The sequence below is a fragment of the Micromonospora sp. DT46 genome, from assembly GCF_049841735.1.
Lineage (GTDB): Bacteria > Actinomycetota > Actinomycetes > Mycobacteriales > Micromonosporaceae > Micromonospora > Micromonospora reichwaldensis.
Genome location: NZ_JBNCKW010000008.1, coordinates 282,580 through 300,466 on the forward strand (window position 1 = coordinate 282,580; position 17,887 = coordinate 300,466).

General features: G+C 73.8%; 14 protein-coding genes. 12 read left to right on the top strand and 2 right to left on the bottom strand.

Features of this window, described 5'->3' with window-relative positions; genetic code table 11:
- Window positions 1-99 precede the first annotated feature (99 nt).
- Window positions 100-1,029 carry a LysR family transcriptional regulator gene (locus tag ACLQ20_RS23550; protein WP_151456383.1) on the bottom strand — a complete coding sequence of 310 codons (930 nt, stop codon included), beginning with the start codon at window positions 1,027-1,029 and terminating at the stop codon, window positions 100-102.
- Between the two features lie 35 nt (window positions 1,030-1,064).
- Between ACLQ20_RS23550 and ACLQ20_RS23555 the strand changes: the two genes are divergently transcribed.
- The 7 genes from ACLQ20_RS23555 to ACLQ20_RS23585 all read left to right on the top strand — a co-directional run bounded on the left by ACLQ20_RS23555 (window position 1,065) and on the right by ACLQ20_RS23585 (window position 9,703).
- Window positions 1,065-1,796: a succinate dehydrogenase cytochrome b subunit gene (locus ACLQ20_RS23555; RefSeq protein WP_151456382.1), complete on the top strand. Its 732-nt coding sequence runs from the start codon at window positions 1,065-1,067 to the stop codon at window positions 1,794-1,796.
- 1 nt (window position 1,797) lies between these two features.
- On the top strand, window positions 1,798-3,735 hold the full coding sequence (locus ACLQ20_RS23560) for a fumarate reductase/succinate dehydrogenase flavoprotein subunit (RefSeq protein ID WP_358119010.1): 1,938 nt from the start codon (window positions 1,798-1,800) through the stop codon (window positions 3,733-3,735).
- Entirely contained in the window at window positions 3,732-4,496 is a 765-nt protein-coding gene (locus ACLQ20_RS23565; RefSeq protein WP_132235856.1) for a succinate dehydrogenase/fumarate reductase iron-sulfur subunit, read from the top strand. Before ACLQ20_RS23560 ends, ACLQ20_RS23565 begins: the two co-directional genes overlap by 4 nt.
- 737 nt (window positions 4,497-5,233) lie before the next feature.
- On the top strand, window positions 5,234-6,418 hold the full coding sequence (locus ACLQ20_RS23570) for a zinc-dependent alcohol dehydrogenase (protein WP_327027576.1): 1,185 nt from the start codon (window positions 5,234-5,236) through the stop codon (window positions 6,416-6,418).
- Window positions 6,415-7,359, top strand: coding sequence for an SDR family NAD(P)-dependent oxidoreductase (locus ACLQ20_RS23575; RefSeq protein ID WP_425857700.1), 945 nt, complete (start codon window positions 6,415-6,417; stop codon window positions 7,357-7,359). The genes ACLQ20_RS23570 and ACLQ20_RS23575 overlap by 4 nt, the downstream gene beginning before the upstream one ends.
- Before the next feature lie 86 nt (window positions 7,360-7,445).
- Complete coding sequence (locus ACLQ20_RS23580) at window positions 7,446-8,447, top strand: serine hydrolase (RefSeq protein WP_225852431.1); 1,002 nt, start codon at window positions 7,446-7,448, stop codon at window positions 8,445-8,447.
- A gap of 110 nt (window positions 8,448-8,557) precedes the next feature.
- Window positions 8,558-9,703: an MBL fold metallo-hydrolase gene (locus tag ACLQ20_RS23585; protein WP_327027574.1), complete on the top strand. Its 1,146-nt coding sequence runs from the start codon at window positions 8,558-8,560 to the stop codon at window positions 9,701-9,703.
- A gap of 30 nt (window positions 9,704-9,733) precedes the next feature.
- Here ACLQ20_RS23585 and ACLQ20_RS23590 read toward each other — a convergent pair whose 3' ends face one another.
- Entirely contained in the window at window positions 9,734-11,245 is a 1,512-nt protein-coding gene (locus tag ACLQ20_RS23590) for a deoxyguanosinetriphosphate triphosphohydrolase family protein (protein ID WP_327027573.1), read from the bottom strand.
- A gap of 148 nt (window positions 11,246-11,393) precedes the next feature.
- Between ACLQ20_RS23590 and ACLQ20_RS23595 the strand changes: the two genes are divergently transcribed.
- The 5 genes from ACLQ20_RS23595 (at window position 11,394) to ACLQ20_RS23615 (ending at window position 17,802) form a co-directional block, all read left to right on the top strand.
- Complete coding sequence (locus ACLQ20_RS23595; protein ID WP_425857701.1) at window positions 11,394-13,937, top strand: Tex family protein; 2,544 nt, start codon at window positions 11,394-11,396, stop codon at window positions 13,935-13,937.
- 555 nt (window positions 13,938-14,492) lie between these two features.
- Window positions 14,493-14,927: a hypothetical protein gene (locus tag ACLQ20_RS23600; RefSeq protein WP_151455460.1), complete on the top strand. Its 435-nt coding sequence runs from the start codon at window positions 14,493-14,495 to the stop codon at window positions 14,925-14,927.
- Between the two features lie 393 nt (window positions 14,928-15,320).
- The gene (locus ACLQ20_RS23605; RefSeq protein ID WP_425857702.1) at window positions 15,321-16,016 is read left to right on the top strand and encodes a sugar transferase; all 696 of its coding nucleotides are present in this window, start codon (window positions 15,321-15,323) and stop codon (window positions 16,014-16,016) included.
- A complete protein-coding gene (locus ACLQ20_RS23610; RefSeq protein ID WP_151455459.1) occupies window positions 16,013-17,161 on the top strand; it encodes a DegT/DnrJ/EryC1/StrS family aminotransferase in 1,149 nt (382 codons plus the stop codon). The genes ACLQ20_RS23605 and ACLQ20_RS23610 overlap by 4 nt, the downstream gene beginning before the upstream one ends.
- Window positions 17,158-17,802, top strand: a complete 645-nt coding sequence (locus tag ACLQ20_RS23615) for an acetyltransferase (protein WP_132235840.1) — start codon at window positions 17,158-17,160, stop codon at window positions 17,800-17,802. The genes ACLQ20_RS23610 and ACLQ20_RS23615 overlap by 4 nt, the downstream gene beginning before the upstream one ends.
- Window positions 17,803-17,887 lie beyond the last annotated feature (85 nt).

Consider the following 17,887-nt stretch of genomic DNA (forward strand, 5'->3'; position numbering starts at 1 on the left):
TGGCGCGGCCGGGCGACCTGGGACGGCACGGCCGGGCGGCGTGGGACCGGCGCGGTCCGGCGCCGTGGGACCAGTGCGGCCGGGCGCGTGCCGGCGGCGTCAGAGGGGCTCGACGCCCGGCGGCAGGTCCCCGCCGGTGGTGGCGTCGCGGACGTAGTCCAGCAGTATCCGGCGCAGCTCCCGGCCGGCGTGGGTGGGCACCACGTCGCGGCGCCGGGCGACCGCGATGGTCCGCCGGACGCCGGGTGGGGCCAGCCGGGTGACGCGTACGCCGGGGCGCCGGGCCACCACGATGCCGGGGACCAGCGCGACGCCCAGCCCGGCCTCGACGAAGCTCAGCACCGCGTCCATCTCGCCCCCGTCGACGGCGATGGTCGGCTCGAAGCCGGCCTCCCGGCAGGCCTGGAGGGTGGCGTCGCGAAGGTCGTAGCCCTCCCGGAACATCACCATCGGCTGGTCGCGCAGGTCGGCGACGCGCAGCTGACCGGTCTCCGGGCTCACCGACAGCTCCTCGACGGAGGCGACCACCAGGCTCTCCCGCAGGATGGGGTCGGCGCGCAGCCCGGGGTCGGTGCCCTGGGCCGGCATGATGATCAGTGCCAGGTCGAGGTCGCCGCGGAGCAGGCCGCGGACCAGGTCCTGTGAGCCGCTCTCCTCCACCCGAAGGTCGATGGTGGGGTGGGCGTCGCGGAACCGGCGCAGCACGGGTGGGGCGAGCGAGGTGGCGAGGCTGGGGGTGGCGCCGAGCCGGACCCGACCACGGCGCAGGCCGACCAGCTCCTGCACCTCGCGGGTTGCGGTGTCGACGTCGGCGAGGATCCGCTTGGCCAGCGGCAGCAGCACCTCACCGGCTGCGGTGAGCGTGATGTTGCCCCTTACCCGCTCGAACAGCGGGGCGCCGAGGCCGTCCTCGAGGGCGTGAACTTGCTTACTCAACGAGGGCTGGGTGATGCCCACGATGTCGGCGGCTTGGGTGAAATGTCGTACTTCGGCCACCGCAACGAAGTACTTCAGCTGATGGAGCTGCATCTACATAGCCTATAGCTATCAAGACTGCGAGTTCGATGCATTGGACGACTGAATCAAGTGCTCCTAGCGTCGATCGCGTGGTAGTCACGAGAACTCGGTCGCCCATCCGCTCCAGCGTCGGCCTGAAGGCCGTCATGGCGGTGACGGGCATCATCCTGGTGCTGTTCCTCATCGCGCACATGCTCGGCAACCTGAAGATCTTCACGGGGGCGACCTCGTTCGACCACTACGCGCACTGGCTGCGCGAGATCGGCGCCCCGATCCTGCCCGGCGTGTGGTTCCTGTGGATCCTGCGGATCGGGCTGCTGGCGGCGGTGCTCGGCCACATCTGGGCCGCGACCGCCCTCGCCGTGCGCGCCCGCGCCGCCCGCCCGGTGCAGTACGCGCACCGCAAGAAGGTGCAGGGCAGCTACGCGGCCCGCACCATGCGCTGGGGCGGCGTGATCATTCTGCTCTTCGTGATCTACCACATCCTGGACCTCACCACCGGCACGCTGAACCCGGTCGGCGACCCGAGCCGGCCGTACGCCAACGTGGTGGCCGACTTCGCCCCGGAGCGCTGGTACGTCACGCTCTTCTACACCCTGGCGGTCGTCACCCTCGGCTTCCACCTGCGGCACGGCCTGTTCAGCGCGCTGCGCAGCCTCGGCCAGCAGAGCCCGCGCGGCGAGCGGCGGGCCCGAGCCGTGGCGCTGGGCTTCGCCGTCGTGCTCTGCGCCGGCTACCTGGCGGTCCCGTTCGCCGTACTCACCGGATTGGTGTCCTGACATGGATCTCTACACCGAGGGCGACCCGATCGCCGACACCAAGGCTCCCGACGGCCCCATCGAGACCCGCTGGGAACGCCGCCGCTTCGAGGCCAAGCTGGTCAACCCGGCCAACCGCCGCAAGATGACCGTGATCGTGGTCGGCACCGGCCTGGCCGGCGGCTCGGCCGCCGCCACGCTGGGCGAGCAGGGCTACCGGGTCAAGACCTACTGCTACCAGGACAGCCCGCGCCGGGCGCACTCCATCGCCGCGCAGGGCGGCATCAACGCCGCCAAGAACTACCGCAACGACGGCGACTCGGTGCACCGCCTCTTCTACGACACCGTCAAGGGCGGCGACTTCCGCTCCCGGGAGTCCAACGTGCACCGGCTGGCCGAGGTCTCGGTCAACATCATCGACCAGTGCGTCGCCCAGGGCGTCCCGTTCGCCCGCGAGTACGGCGGCCTGCTGGACACCCGCTCCTTCGGCGGCGCGCAGGTGCAGCGCACCTTCTACGCCCGGGGCCAGACGGGCCAGCAGCTGCTGCTCGGCGCGTACCAGGCGCTGGAGCGGCAGATCGGCCTCGGCAACGTGGAGATGAACACCCGGCACGAGATGCTGGAGCTGATCGTCGTCGACGGCAAGGCCCGCGGCATCGTCGTGCGGGACATGGTCACCGGCGAGATCACCACCGAGTTCGCGGACGCCGTCGTGCTCGCCTCCGGCGGCTACGGCAACGTCTTCTACCTCTCCACCAACGCCAAGGGCTGCAACGTCACCGCCACCTGGCGGGCCCACCGCAAGGGCGCGTACTTCGCCAACCCCTGCTACACGCAGATCCACCCGACCTGCATCCCGGTCTCCGGCGACCACCAGTCGAAGCTGACCCTGATGAGCGAGTCGCTGCGCAACGACGGCCGGGTCTGGGTGCCCAAGACCAAGGGCGACACCCGCAGCCCGCGGGACATCCCCGAGGACGAGCGGGACTACTACCTGGAGCGGATCTACCCCTCCTTCGGCAACCTGGTGCCCCGCGACATCGCGTCGCGCGCCGCGAAGAACGTCTGCGACGAGGGGCGCGGCGTCGGCCAGACGGGGCTCGGCGTCTACCTCGACTTCTCCGACGCGATCGACCGGCTCGGCCGCAAGGCCATCGAGGCCAAGTACGGCAACCTCTTCGAGATGTACGAGCGGATCACCGGCGAGGACCCGTACGAGGTGCCGATGCGGATCTACCCCGCCGTGCACTACACGATGGGCGGCCTCTGGGTCGACTACGACCTCCAGTCGTCCATCCCGGGCCTGTTCGTGATCGGCGAGGCCAACTTCTCCGACCACGGCGCGAACCGGCTCGGCGCCTCGGCGCTGATGCAGGGCCTGGCCGACGGCTACTTCGTGCTGCCCAACACCGTCGCCCACTACCTGGCGTCCGGCCCGTTCGAGAAGGTCGACGCCACGCACCCGGCGGCCGTGCAGGCCCGCGCCGACGTCGAGGACCGGATCCAGCGGCTGCTGGCCGTCGACGGCGACCGGACCGTGGACTCGTTCCACCGCGAGCTGGGCCAGATCATGTGGGAGCACTGCGGCATGGAGCGCAGCGAGGCCGGGCTGCGCAAGGCGATCGACGAGATCCGCGCGCTGCGCGAGCAGTTCTGGCAGCGGGTCCGGGTGCCGGGCACCGGCGAGGGGCTCAACCAGTCGCTGGAGAAGGCCGGCCGGGTGGCCGACTTCTTCGAGCTGGCGGAGCTGATGTGCATCGACGCGCTGCACCGCGAGGAGTCCTGCGGCGGTCACTTCCGGGCCGAGCACCAGACGCCCGACGGTGAGGCGGAGCGCGACGACGACCGCTTCGCGTACGTGGCGGCCTGGGAGTTCACCGCCACCGGCGAGCCCTCGGTGCTGCACAAGGAAGACCTGAACTTCGAATACGTCCACCCCACGCAGCGGAGCTACAAGTGAACCTGACCCTGCGCATCTGGCGCCAGTCCGGCCCCGAGGACAAGGGTCGGATGGTGACCTACAAGGTCGACGACGTCTCCCCGGACATGTCGTTCCTGGAGATGCTCGACGTCCTCAACGAGCGGCTGATCCTCGCCGGCGAGGAGCCGGTGGCGTTCGACCACGACTGCCGCGAGGGCATCTGCGGCATGTGCGGCCTGATGATCAACGGCGACGCGCACGGGCCGCAGCGCGGCACCACCGCCTGCCAGCTGCACATGCGGCAGTTCTCCGACGGCGAGACGATCGACATCGAGCCGTGGCGGGCCCGGGCCTTCCCGGTCATCAAGGACCTGGTGGTCAACCGGGGCGCCTTTGACAAGATCATCGCGGCCGGCGGCTACATCACCGCGCCGACCGGCAGCGCCCCCGAGGCGCACTCGACCCCGGTCGCCAAGGCCAACGCGGACGCCGCGTTCGAGGCGGCGGAGTGCATCGGCTGCGGCGCCTGCGTGGCGGCCTGCCCGAACGGCTCCGCCATGCTCTTCACCGCCGCGAAGGTCACCCAGCTCTCGCTGCTGCCGCAGGGCCAGCCGGAGCGCTACACCCGGGTGATCGGCATGGTCGACGCGCACGACGAGGCCGGCTTCGGCGGCTGCACCAACGCCGGTGAGTGCACCGTGGTCTGCCCGAAGGGCATCCCGCTGAACACCATCGGCCGGCTCAACCGCGACTTCCTGATGGCCACCTCGAAGCGGGGCGACAACACCCCCGGTTCCTGAGCCGCACACCTCACGCCGGCGAGATCGGCACAGGGCCGCCGCGTCTTCCAACGCGGCGGCCCTCGCCGTAGCACCCACCCGATCGCGGCGACCCTCGCCGTAGCAGCTGCCGATCGCCGGCCCGCCGTCCCCCTCCCCACCGCGACGCCCGCGCCCCGATTTCGACTTCGACTTCGACTTCGACTTCGACTTCGACTTCGACGGAGTTTGGTCTGCCCCGATACGGCCCACTGTCCCGCCCGGCCGGATCTCCCTGCTCGCGCCCTGTCGAGCTGAATCGTTTGCGACATCAGCTGAGTCGTCTGCGACATCAGCTCGACAGGCAGCCACCGGACCACCGGACCACCAGACCGCCGCACGCCGCACGCCGCACGCCGCACCACCAGACCACCGGACGCCGCACCATCGGACCGCCGGGCCACCGGACGCCAGGCCACCAAACGCCGGGCCACCGGACACCGGGCCACCGGACACCGGGCCGGAGCCGCTTCGGGGACGACGCCCGACCATGCGCATCCGGCTTCGACCATCCCCGCGGCGGCTGCGGGCCGTCACCCACGCGATCCCGGCCCTCGATGCCGCCCGAACCACCCGCCCCCGGCCCGGCTGTCGCGACCCGCCCCTGGCCCCGCCATCGCGACCCGCCCGCCATCGGCCACCTCGGCGCTCCGTGCCGGTTCAAGTCGTCGGGGGCGGGTAGCAACCCCGGGGACGGCACGAGGAGGGGACGACGGGACATGAAGGCACTGACCTGGCAGGGCAAGCGGGACGTACGGGTGGAGGAGGTGCCCGATCCGCGGATCGAGGAGCCGACCGACGCCGTCGTCCGGATCACCTCGACCGCGATCTGCGGCTCCGACCTGCACCTGTACGAGGTGCTCGGGCCGTACCTGAAGCCCGGCGACGTCCTCGGCCACGAGCCGATGGGCATCGTCGAGGAGGTGGGCGCGGGGGTGACCCGGCTCAAGCCGGGCGACCGGGTGGTGGTGCCGTTCAACATCTCCTGCGGCTCCTGCTGGATGTGCGACCGGCAGCTGTACGCGCAGTGCGAGACCACCCAGGTGACGGCCGAGGGCAAGGGCGCCGCGCTGTTCGGCTACACGTCGCTCTACGGCTCGGTGCCCGGTGGGCAGGCGGAGTACCTGCGGGTGCCGCACGCCCAGTTCGGCCCGATCAAGGTGCCCGACACCGGGCCCGACGAGCGCTGGCTCTACCTGTCCGACATCCTGCCGACCGCCTGGCAGGCGGTGAAGTACGCCGACACCCCACGCGGCGGCACCCTCGCCGTCTTCGGGCTCGGGCCGGTCGGTCAGCTCTGCGCCCGCATCGGCCGGCACCTCGGCGCGGACCGGGTCATCGGGCTGGACCTGGTGCCGGAGCGGTTGGCGATGGCCCGCCGACACGGCATCGAGGTGCTCGACGTCAGCCAACTGGACGACGTGCCCAGCGCGCTGATCGACCTCGTCGACGGGCGCGGCCCCGACGCCGTCATCGACGCGGTGGGCATGGAGGCCCACGGCGCGCCCCTCGGCAAGCTCGCCCAGGCCGCCACCGGGCTGCTGCCGGACAAGCTCGCCCAGACCATGACCGACAAGGCGGGCGTCGACCGGCTCGTCGTGCTCAAGGCCGCGCTCAAGGCCGTCCGCCGCGGCGGCACGGTCTCCATCTCCGGCGTCTACGGCGGCGAGGTCGACCCGATGCCCCTGATGGAGATGTTCGACCGGGGCGTCCAGCTGCGGATGGGGCAGTGCCATGTGCGCCGGTGGACCGACGAGATCATCCCGCTGCTCTCCGGCGACGACGACCCGCTGGGCGTGATGGACCTGCGTACCCACCGGGTGCCACTGGCGGAGGCGCCGCAGGCGTACGAGATGTTCCAGAAGAAGGAGGACGGCTGCGTCAAGGTCGTGCTGGCACCGTGACCCGGACGGTGGTCGTGACGGGCGCGACCAGCGGGATCGGCCGGGCGGCGGCCCGGGCCTTCGCGGCACGCGGGGACCGTCTCGTGCTCGCCGCCCGCTCCCCCGTCACCCTCGCCGCGGTGCGCGACGAGTGCCGGGCGGCGGGCGCGCAGGTGCTCCAGGTGCCTACCGACATCACCGCCGACGCCGCGCTGACGGCGCTCGCCGACGCGGCCCTCGACCGGTTCGGCGGCATCGACGTCTGGGTGCACACGGCGGCGGTGATGGCGTACGGCCGGTTCGAGGAGACCCCGGAGCGGGTCTTCGAGCAGGTGGTGCGCACCGACCTGCTCGCCGCCGCCGCGGTGGCCCGGGTGGCGCTGCGCCGCTTCTCGGCGGACGGCGGTGGAACGCTGATCCTCACCGGGTCGGTGCTGGGCCACATCACCGCGCCCTACATGAGCGGCTACGTGGCTAGCAAGTGGGGGTTGCAGGGGCTGACCCGCACCCTCCAGCAGGAGACCCGGGAGACCCCGGGGGTGCACGTCTGCATCGTCAACCCGGGCAGTGTGGACACCCCGGTCTACCAGCGGGCCGCTAACCACCTCGGCCGGGCCGGCCGGCCCCCGCCGCCCGTCACCACCCCGGAGCGGGTGGCGCGGGCCATCGTGGACTGCGCCGACCGGCCCCGCCGGGAGGTGTCGGTGGGGCGGGTCAACCTGGTCATGCGGATCGGCTTCACCATGCTGCCGGGCGTCTACGACGCCCTCGTCGGGCCGTTGATGCGACTGCTCGGGCTGACCGACCGGCCGGTCGCACCGCACGACGGCACGGTGTTCGCGCCGGACCCGGCCGCCGCGTCGGTGCGCGGCGGCTGGCTGCCCGACCTCCAGCGGGTGGCGCGGGCCATCGGGGAACTGCCCGGCCCGGTCGTGGCGGCCGTCCGGCGCCGGCTGCCGTGAGCGCCGCGCGGGATCACCGGCGTCGATCGTCTCGCCTAGGGTGGTGGGCCGGCCCACCACGACGGGAGAGACGATTGACTATCCGGGTGAACCGCAGGACCGCGCTGGGACTGGGCACGGTGGCCACGGCGGGAACGGTGCTCGGCGCCGCCGCGCCGGCGTCCGCCGCCCCCGAGGTCGCCGAACCGGCGCCGGCGACGCCCGGGCAGGCCGCCCGCCGGGTGGCCGCGATCTACGAACGGCAGACGGTGGCAGCGGGCGGCAACTGGCAGGCGTACGTCAGCGTCGCCGACCCGGCGGGTGCCCCGGTGGTGGCCGTGTCCGACGAGCCGGACCGGCGCATCGAGGCGTACAGCGTCAACAAGATCGCGGTCGCCGTGGCGGTGCTCGACAAGGTCGACCGGGGACTGCTGACGCTCGACCAGCGGGTCGAGGTGACCGAGGCGATCGTGGTGCCCGGCGGGGACGGCATGTTCAGCCTCGACGGGGCGTACCCGAGCTTCGTGACCCTCGGGCACGTGCTGGCCAACCTGCTGACCGTCTCCGACGACACGGCGGTACGGCTGTGCGGCCTGGTCTGCCCGGCCGCCGAGCTCAACGGGATCCTGCGCGACAAGGGCTTCCCGAACACGCAGGTGCAGCCCGTCGCCAACCCCAACCGGTTCTTCCTCGGCACCAGCACCCCCCGGGAGACCCACGACCTGCTGCGCGCGCTGGTGGCCGGCACGCTGCTCTCGCCGGCCGGCACGGCGCTCGTGCTGCGGCTGCTGCGCGCCCCCGTCGCGTACACCGACGGGATCCGGCGGGTGATGTCCTCGACCGAGCGGGCCCGCGTCGCCACGAAGGCCGGCTGGTTCGCCGACGCCCGGCACGAGGCAGGGGTGATCTTCGACACGGCCGGTGCGCCCGTGCTGACGTACGCCCTCTTCGCCGACGGGCAGGCCGAGCCGGCCGACTACGGCGCCACGCATCCCGCCGTCGAGGCCCGCGCCCGGATGGGCCGGCGCTTCCTGGCCTCGGTGGACCGCCTCACCGGCACCGGCCTCACCCACCGGCCGACCGCCCAGCGGCCCAGCAACGGCGGCTGAGCCGCCCCGCGACGTGCGGGGTCCGCCGTCCCGGCGGGCCCCGCCGACCTTCCGCCGGTCCCCTGGTGGCCGGGCTACCGTGTACGACGGGACACGGCGGAGGGACGACGATGGGCGCAGCACCGGAACGCGCGGGACCCGACCGGGCACTCGGGCGGCGGCTACGCGGAGCGGCCGGGCTGGCCGCGCTCGCCGGGCTCGCGTGGGTGGCCCGGGACGTGCCGGCGGCGCTCGGCGGCCGGCTCACCGGCGCCCGCGCGGAGCGGGCCGCCCGCTCGCCCCGGTTCCACGACGGCGCCTTCCGCAACCCGGGCGGCTCCCGCTCGATGGCCGGCACCCCCGACCGCAACCTGATCCGCGAGCTGATCTTCGGCAAGCAGAAGCGCCGGCCGGGCGCCGCCGTGCCGCTGTCGCGCCCGGGCGCCGCCCCGGCCACCGACGCCGGGCGTGAGCTGAACATCGTCTGGTACGGCCACGCCTCCGCGCTGATCGAGATCGAGGGCCGCCGGGTGCTGGTCGACCCGGTGTGGAGCGACCGGTGCTCCCCGTCGGCCCTGGTCGGCCCGCGCCGCCTGCACGAGCCGCCGGTACGCCTCGACGAACTGCCCCCGGTGGACGCGATCCTGATCTCGCACGACCACTACGACCACCTCGACATGGCGACCGTCCAGGCGCTGACCGCCCTGCAGTCGGCGCCGTTCCTGGTGCCCCTGGGCGTGGGCGCGCACCTGGACCGCTGGGGCGTACCGGCCGGGCGGATCGTCGAGCTGGACTGGGAGGAGAGCCACCGGGTGGCGGGGCTGGAGATCACGGCCACCGCCGCGCAGCACTTCTCCGGCCGGGGGCTGCGCCGCGACGGGACGCTCTGGAGCTCCTGGGTGGTCGCCGGCGCGCACCGGAAGGTCTTCTACACCGGCGACTCCGGCTACTTCGACGGCTACGCCGAGATCGGCGAGCGGCACGGGCCGTTCGACGTCACGCTGGTGCAGATCGGGGCGTACGACCGGGCCTGGCCGAGCATCCACATGTTCCCCGAGGAAGCCGTCGCCGCCCACCTCGACCTGCGCGGCGGGCTGCTCGTACCGGTGCACTGGGCGACGTTCAACCTCGCCCTGCACGACTGGTCCGAGCCGGTGGACCGGATCTGGGCCGAGGCTAAGGCCCGGGACGTACGGCTGGCCGTGCCCCGCCCCGGGGAGCGGGTGGTGGTGGACGACCCGCCGGCCGTCGACGGCTGGTGGCAGGCCGTCGCCTGAGCGCCGTGGGGCGTGCCGCGGCGCCGCCCCTCAGAGGACGAAGGCGTCGGTCCAGAGCGCCCCGGATCGGCCCGACAGGGCGTCCAGCATGGCGACCGCCTGACCGTCGGTGAGCTGGGCGACGAAGTCGACGATCGCCCGCCCGCGGGCCTTGCCGATCCGGTCCGGCGTACGCGGGTGCAGCTCCGCCTCGGCCAGCTCCACGAGGTCGTGCAGGCGGCGCGGCAGCCGGGACTCCTCCTCGGGGTCGAGCAGCCACTCCAGCAGCGCCTCCACCAGGGTGCCCAGCAGCCGGGCCTGCCCGCGCTGGTGCAGGGCCAGGTCCGGCCGGGCCAGCACGAACCGGTGGTGGACGAACTTGAGCACCTGCACCTCGTGCCACTGCGCGGGGGCGAGCAGCACGTGACCGGAGCGGACCGCCGGCTGCTCGACCACGGTGATCGCGTCGACGAAGCGGGTCGTCCACCGGGCGGAGAACCGGGCCACGTACTGCTCCGCCTCGATGGAGCCGTCGAAGGGCATGGCGAGCAGCCCCTCCACCAACTCCTCGCGGACGTGCTCGACGGCGGCGGCGAACGCGTCGTCGTCGGCGATCCAGGCGTCCTTGCGGTGCAGTTGCCGGCGCAGCCGCTCGATCGCCGAGCCGGGCCGGCGGGCGGCGGCGGCCAGGGCCGCGTCGGTGATGGCCCGGAAGTGCCCGCTCTCGCGCTGCCAGGCCATCAGCTCGGCGGCCACCGCGCCCTGCTGGAGCACCCCGACCCGGTAGAAGTCCTCCACGTCGTGGATCGCGTACGCGACGTCGTCGGCGGTGTCCATGATCGACGCCTCGGGGGTCTGCTGCCAGTCCGGGATGCGCCCCACGAACGGCTCCCGGGCCTGCCGCAGGTCGCCGAGCTCGGTCCGGTACGCCCCGAACTTCGACGAGCCGCTGTCCGGGTCGTCCGGCGGCGGGGTGGCGCCGCGCGGCGGCGGGTCCAGCAGCCGGGGGTGCGGGTCGGGGTGGTCCAGCCGCGTCCACGGGTACTTCAGCAGCGCCGCCCGCACCGCCGCCGTGAGGTCCAGGCCGGTGGTCGCCGCGCCGCGGATCTCGGTGCTGGTGACGATCCGGTACGACTGGGCGTTGCCCTCGAACCCGTCGGTCAGCCCGAGCCGCTGGCGGGCCAGCCGGTCCAGCACCCGCTCCCCCAGGTGCCCGAACGGCGGGTGGCCGAGGTCGTGCGCGAGCGCGGCGGCCTCCACCACGTCCGGGTCGCAGCCGCCCAGCTTCTCCAGCAGGTCGCGGTGCGCCTCGTCGGCGGTGAGCCGCTCGGCGATGGCGCGCGCCACCTGCGCCACCTTGAGGCTGTGGGTCAGCCGGTTGTGCACGAGCAGGCCGGAGCCGCCGGGGCTGACCACCTGGGTCACGCCGTTGAGCCGGGCGAAGAACGGCGAGGCGACGATGCGGTCGCGGTCGGCCCGGAACGGGCTGGCGGCGAGGTCGCCGAGCGCCCGGGCGCTGCCGCCGAAGAGCCGCCGGGCGCGCGGGTCCACGGGCTGTTCCATGATCGCCACGCTAGCGCAGCGGGCGGCGTCGCGGGCGAGGCGGTGCAAGGAAGGGGTGGGGCGGCTCGCCGGGCCGGGGGCGGCGACGGCCGTCGGTGCGGGCCGGCACAATGCAGGGCGGAACCCACACCGAAGGCGGATCGAGATCGTGACCCTCTCTGTTCATCAGCGGATCGCCGAGGAAATCGGCGTCGCCGAGCGTCAGGTACGGGCGGCCGTGGAGCTGCTCGACGGCGGTGCGACCGTGCCGTTCATCGCCCGCTACCGCAAGGAGGCCACCGGCCTGCTCGACGACACCCAGCTGCGCACCCTGGAGGAGCGGCTGCGCTACCTGCGCGAGCTGGACGAGCGGCGCGCGGCGGTGCTGGAGTCGATCCGTGGTCAGGGCAAGCTCGACGAGGCCCTGGAAGCGCAGATCATGGCGGCCGACTCGAAGTCCCGCCTGGAGGACATCTACCTGCCGTACAAGCCCAAGCGCCGCACGCGGGCGCAGATCGCCCGCGAGGCCGGGCTGGAGCCGCTCGCCGAGTCGCTGCTGGCCGACCCGGGCCAGGACCCACGCCAGACCGCCGCCGGCTTCGTGGACGCGGAGAAGGGCGTGGCCGATGCCGCCGCCGCCCTGGAGGGCGCCCGCGCGATCCTCATCGAGCGTTTCGCCGAGGACGCCGACCTGATCGGCACGCTGCGCGAGCAGATGTGGTCGCGGGGCCGGCTGGCCTCCCGGGTACGCGACGGGCAGGAGTCGGCCGGCGCGAAGTTCGCCGACTACTTCGACTTCGCCGAGCCGTACCCGAAGCTGCCCTCGCACCGGATCCTGGCCATGTTCCGGGGCGAGAAGGAGGGCGTGCTCGACCTGACCATGGAGTCCGAGGAGGCCGGCGAGGCCGACGCGGTGGTCACCGGGCCGAGCCGCTACGAGGCGGCGATCGCCGGGCGGTTCGGCGTCACCGACAAGGGCCGGCCGGCGGACCGGTGGCTGGCCGACACGGTGCGCTGGGCCTGGCGTACGCGGATCCTCATCCACCTCGGGGCGGACCTGCGGATGCGCCTGTGGCAGGCGGCCGAGGAGGAGGCGGTGCGGGTCTTCGCGACCAACCTGCGGGACCTGCTGCTCGCCGCGCCGGCCGGCACCCGGCCCACGATGGGGCTGGACCCGGGCCTGCGCACCGGCGTGAAGGTCGCCGTCGTGGACGCGACCGGCAAGGTGGTGGCCACCGACACGATCTACCCGCACGAGCCGCGCCGGCAGTGGGACGCCTCGATCGAGACCCTCGCCCGGCTGGCCGGGGCGCACGGCGTCGAGCTGGTCGCCATCGGCAACGGCACCGCCAGCCGGGAGACCGACAAGCTCGCCGGCGAGCTGATCAAGCGGTACCCGCAGCTCAACCTCACCAAGGTGGTGGTCTCCGAGGCCGGCGCGTCGGTCTACTCCGCCTCCGCGTACGCCTCGCAGGAGCTGCCCGGGCTGGACGTCTCGCTGCGCGGCGCGGTCTCCATCGCCCGCCGCCTGCAGGATCCGCTCGCCGAGCTGGTCAAGATCGACCCGCGCTCGATCGGGGTCGGCCAGTACCAGCACGACCTGTCGGAGGTGAAGCTCTCCCGGTCGCTGGACGCGGTGGTCGAGGACTGCGTCAACGCGGTCGGCGTCGACGTCAACACCGCCTCCGCGCCGCTGCTGACCCGGGTCTCGGGCATCGGCGCCGGGCTGGCGGAGAACATCGTGCTGCACCGCGACGCGAACGGTCCGTTCCGCACCCGGTCGGAGCTGAAGAAGGTCGCCCGGCTCGGCCCGAAGGCCTTCGAGCAGTGTGCCGGCTTCCTGCGCATCCCCGGCGGCGACGACCCGCTGGACTCCTCCAGCGTGCACCCCGAGGCGTACCCGGTGGTCCGCCGGATCCTGTCCACCACGGGCCATGACCTGCGGTCGCTGATCGGCAGGAGCGCCATCCTGCGGGGGCTGCGGGCCACCGACTTCGTCGACGACACCTTCGGCCTGCCCACCGTCACCGACATCCTCGCCGAGTTGGAGAAGCCGGGCCGCGACCCGCGGCCGGAGTTCCGCACCGCCACCTTCGTCGAGGGGGTGGAGAAGATCAGCGACCTGGTGCCCGGCATGGTGCTGGAGGGCGTGGTGACCAACGTGGCCGCGTTCGGCGCGTTCGTGGACGTCGGCGTGCACCAGGACGGGCTGGTGCACGTCTCGGCCATGTCCCGGACGTTCGTGAAGGACCCGCGCGAGGTGGTCAAGTCGGGCGACGTCGTACGGGTCAAGGTGCTTGACGTCGACGTGCCCCGCAAGCGGATCTCGCTCACCCTCCGGCTGGAGGACGACGCGGAGGCGGGCGCCGGGCGCGGCGGCCCGGACGGCGGGCGCCGCGAACGTGGCGGGCAGGGCGGACCGCGCGGCGACCGGGGCGCCTCGCGGGGCGGCCAGGTCGCCCAGGCGGGTCAGGGCGGCCAGCCCGGCCAGGGCGGTGGACGCGGTGACCGGGGTGCCCAAGGCGCCCAGGGCGGCGGACGCGGCGGCCAGTCCGGTGGTGGTCAGGGCGGCGGCGGGCGCGGCGGTCAGGGCGGTCAGGGCGGGCAGGACGGCGGGCGGGGCGGGACGCAACGGCAGGGCCGAGGCGGAGCGGGACCCGCGCCGGCCAACGACGCCATGGCGGACGCACTGCGCCGGGCCGGACTGGCCTGACACGGCCCGGACCGGACTCCGCCTGACACGGCCCGGACCGCACTCGCCCGACACGGCCCGGGCCGCACTCGCCCGACACGGCCCGGGCCGCACTGGCCGGACACCGCCCAGGCCGGACTCGCCTGACACGGCCCGGGCCGCACTGGCCTGACACCGCCCAGGCCGCACTGGCCCGACACGGCCCGGGCCGCCCGGACGGAGCGACGGCGGCATGTAGGGCCAGGCCGGCCGGATTCCAGGGCGGCACGGGACGCACGCACGACGCTGTCGAGCTGATGTCGTAGACGATTCAACGACGGTTCAGGCAACCGCCTGATGTCGCAAACGACTCAGCTCGACAGCGTCACGCCGACCTCTCACCCGCGGACCCACCCACGACCGCCAGCGCCCGATGTCGCAAACGACTCAGCTCGACAGCGTCGTGCCGACCTATCCGCCTGCGGACCTGCTCACGGCCATCAGCGCCCGGCGTGCGCGCCCTGTCGACCGGCCGGACCGGCGACAGGGCGCGGTGGTGCTTTCCGGTGACGGGCGGTGGGGCGTACCGTCGCGGTCGTGGATCGGGGCGACGGCCTGGAGTGGCGGGAACGGCAGCGGCGGGCGGTGCGGGCGCACGCGGCGGCCGACGAGCGCCGGCGGGCGGCCGAGCACGCCGAGGCGGCGGAGCTGGTCGGTTGGTTCGTCGCCGAGGCGACCCGGCGCGGCCTGCCCACGGAACGACTCACGGCCCGGGGCCTCGACGGGCGCGGCAGCTACCGGACGGGGCTGCGCGGCTGGTACGTCGACCGGGCCCGCACCAGGGCCGTCGACGTCGACGGGCGGTTCCACCTGCTGACCGTGGCCGGCGGCCCGCGCGCCCTGCTGTTCGGGGCCGAGCCCCAGCCGAGTCCGCCGCCGCTCGTGGTCGGCGCGGGTGGTCGCGACGGCGAGTCGATCCCCCTGCGCACGCTACTGGTCCGCCGGCTCGAAGGCGGCGACGCGACGCCCTGAGCGTAGGCAGGCGGGAGCGCCGGACATCGGCAGTCGGGTGCGGTGACTTCGGCAGGCGGGTGCCGTGGCATCGGCAGGCGGGTGCGCCGACCATCAGCCGGCGGGTGGGTAGCGGCCCGCCGAGGGCGCGGGGCTAGCCGGTCCCTTGCGCATTCGCGGGCGGCGGCACCGGCCGGCGTCGGCCCACGTGCCGCCCCACCAGGGCCGCGACGCGGGTCGAGGGGCACGTCTTCGGCGTCGGGCCGCGTCCTGACGGGCCGTTGCGCGGTTGACCTGTCGGGATCGGCGGCGAGTGTCGCGATTTCGCACCGCTGGCGCGTTCATCCCTGTTAGAACGTGTTTGTCAACTGGTGCCCGACTCTGCCCCTGGAGGTCGAAGCCTTGCCTGGTTCCGTGGACACGCCTGGAAGCCTCGCGGAGCGGCCCCGACCGGAGGCCCTGAAGCGGGCGATCGACGTGCTGGCGGCCGCGGTGCTGCTGGTGCTGACCGCGCCACTGGTCCTCGTCGTGGCGGTGCTGGTGGCGGCGGGACTCGGTCGGCCGGTGCTGTTCCGGCAGCCCCGCGTGGGGCGGCACGGCCGGGTGTTCGAGCTGGTCAAGTTCCGCACCATGCTCCCGCCGGATCCGCTGCGGGGACGGGTGCGCGACGGGGACCGGCTGACGCCGCTGGGGCGCTTCCTGCGCTCCACCAGCCTGGACGAGCTGCCGACGCTGTGGAACGTGCTGCGCGGCGACATGAGCCTGGTCGGCCCCCGTCCCCTGCTCACCGAGTATCTGCCGCGCTACTCCCCCACCCAGGCCCGCCGGCACGAGGTTAGGCCGGGCGTCACCGGGCTGGCCCAGGTGCGTGGCCGCAACAGCCTGGGCTGGGAGGAGAAGCTGGACCTGGACGTCTGGTACGTCGACCACCGCAGCCTGCGGCTGGACCTGTCGATCCTCGCCGCGACCGTCCGCACCGTGCTGCGCCGCGAGGGGATCTCCGCAGCGGGCTCGGCCACGGCTCCCGAGTTCCTCGGCACGCACCCGCCCGCCCCGGCAGTGCCGGGACCGGACGCCACCCTCACCGTCCCCGCCGGAGGTGGCCGATGAGCGGGACCATCCACCTGTCCCCGCCCGACGTCGGGCCGCTGGAGGAGTCTTACGTCGTCGCGGCCCTGCGGTCCGGCTGGGTCGCGCCCGTCGGCCCGGACCTCGACGCGTTCGAGCGCGAGGTCGCCACGCGGGTGGGCACGCACGGGGCCGTCGCCGTGAGTTCCGGCACGGCCGCGCTGCACCTGGCGCTGCTCGGAGTGGGAGTCGGGCCCGGCGACGCCGTCATCGTGCCGACGCTGACGTTCGTGGCGAGCGCGAACGCGGTCCGCTACGCCGGTGCCCGGCCGGTCTTCGTCGACTGCGACCCGCACTCCGGGAACCTCGACGTGGCCCTCGTGGACGAGCTGATCCGGGCACTCGTCCTCCGGGGGCAGCGCGTCGGAGCGGTCGTCCCCGTCGACCTCTTCGGCAGCTGCGCCGACCACACCGCGCTGGCCCCGGTCTGCGCGGCGGCGGGCGTACCGGTGGTCGAGGACGCCGCGGAGGCCCTCGGCGCGACCCATCACGGCCGGCCCGCCGGCTCCTTCGGGCAGGTGGGCATCCTCTCCTTCAACGGCAACAAGATCATGACCACCTCGGGCGGCGGGATGCTCGTCTCCGACGACGCGGCCCTGCTGGCCCGGGCCCGGTTCCTGTCGACCCAGGCCCGCGAGCCGACGCCGCACTACGAGCACCGCGAGACGGGCTACAACTACCGACTGAGCAACCTGCTCGCCGCGTTGGGCCGCGCCCAGCTCGTCCGGCTGGACGGGATGATCGCCCGGCGCCGGCACCTGCGCGACCAGTACGCCAAGCTCTTCGCCCCGGTCCCGGGTGTGCGGCTGCTCGGCGTGGAGGACCCCGGCTCCAACTGCTGGCTGACCACCATCGCGGTCGACCCGCGGCGGGCCGGCTGGCGGGCCGCCGACCTGGCCGCCCACCTGGCGGGGCGGGACATCGAGACCCGCCCGGTCTGGAAGCCGATGCACCTGCAACCGGCGTACGCCGACGCCGAGTGCCTCGTCACCGGAGTGGCCGAGCGGCTGTTCGCCGACGGGCTGGCCCTGCCCAGCGGCAGCGCGATGAACGAGCGGCAGGTCGGCCTCGTCCTCGCCGCCGTCGACGAGTTCCTGGCGGCCCGTACGGGAGGGTCGACGGCGTGACGGTCCCGCTGGTGGTCGTCGGCTGCGGCGGGCACGGCCGGGAGGTCCTCACGATCGCGCGGGCGATGGACGTCGCCGCCGGCCGGCCACGCTGGCGCCTCCTCGGGTTCGTCGACGACCGGCCCTCCGAGGAGAACCTGAAGCGGGTGCAACGGCTCGACGTGCCCTATCTCGGCGGCGTCGCCTGGCTGCGCGACGCGCCCCCGGACGCGCACCACGTCATCGGCATCGGCGACCCGCGCGTCCGGCGGGCGGTCGCCGCCCGGGTCGAGGCGTACGGCACGCCGGCGGCGAGCCTCGTGCATCCGGCGGCGACGATCGGGCCGGACACGGTGCACGGCCCGGGCCTCGTCGCCTTCGCGGGGGCCCGGGTCACCACCAACGTCACGCTCGGCCGGCACGTGCACCTCAACCAGAACGCCACGGTCGGGCACGACTGCACCCTCGCCGACTTCGTCTCGGTCAATCCGCTGGCCGCCGTCTCGGGCGACTGCCACCTGGCGGAGGGGGTGCTGGTCGGCACGACGGCGGCCGTGTTGCAGGGCCTGCGGGTGGGCCGGGACAGCACCGTCGGGGCGGGCGCCTGCGTCGTCCGGGACGTGCCGGACGGTGTCGTGGTCAAGGGCGTGCCCGCCCGTTGACCCGACGAGCCCTCGGCCCCGCGGACGAAAAATCGGTCATCCAACCCGAAAGACGCCAAAAATCATGTTCGGGCATGTATCAACC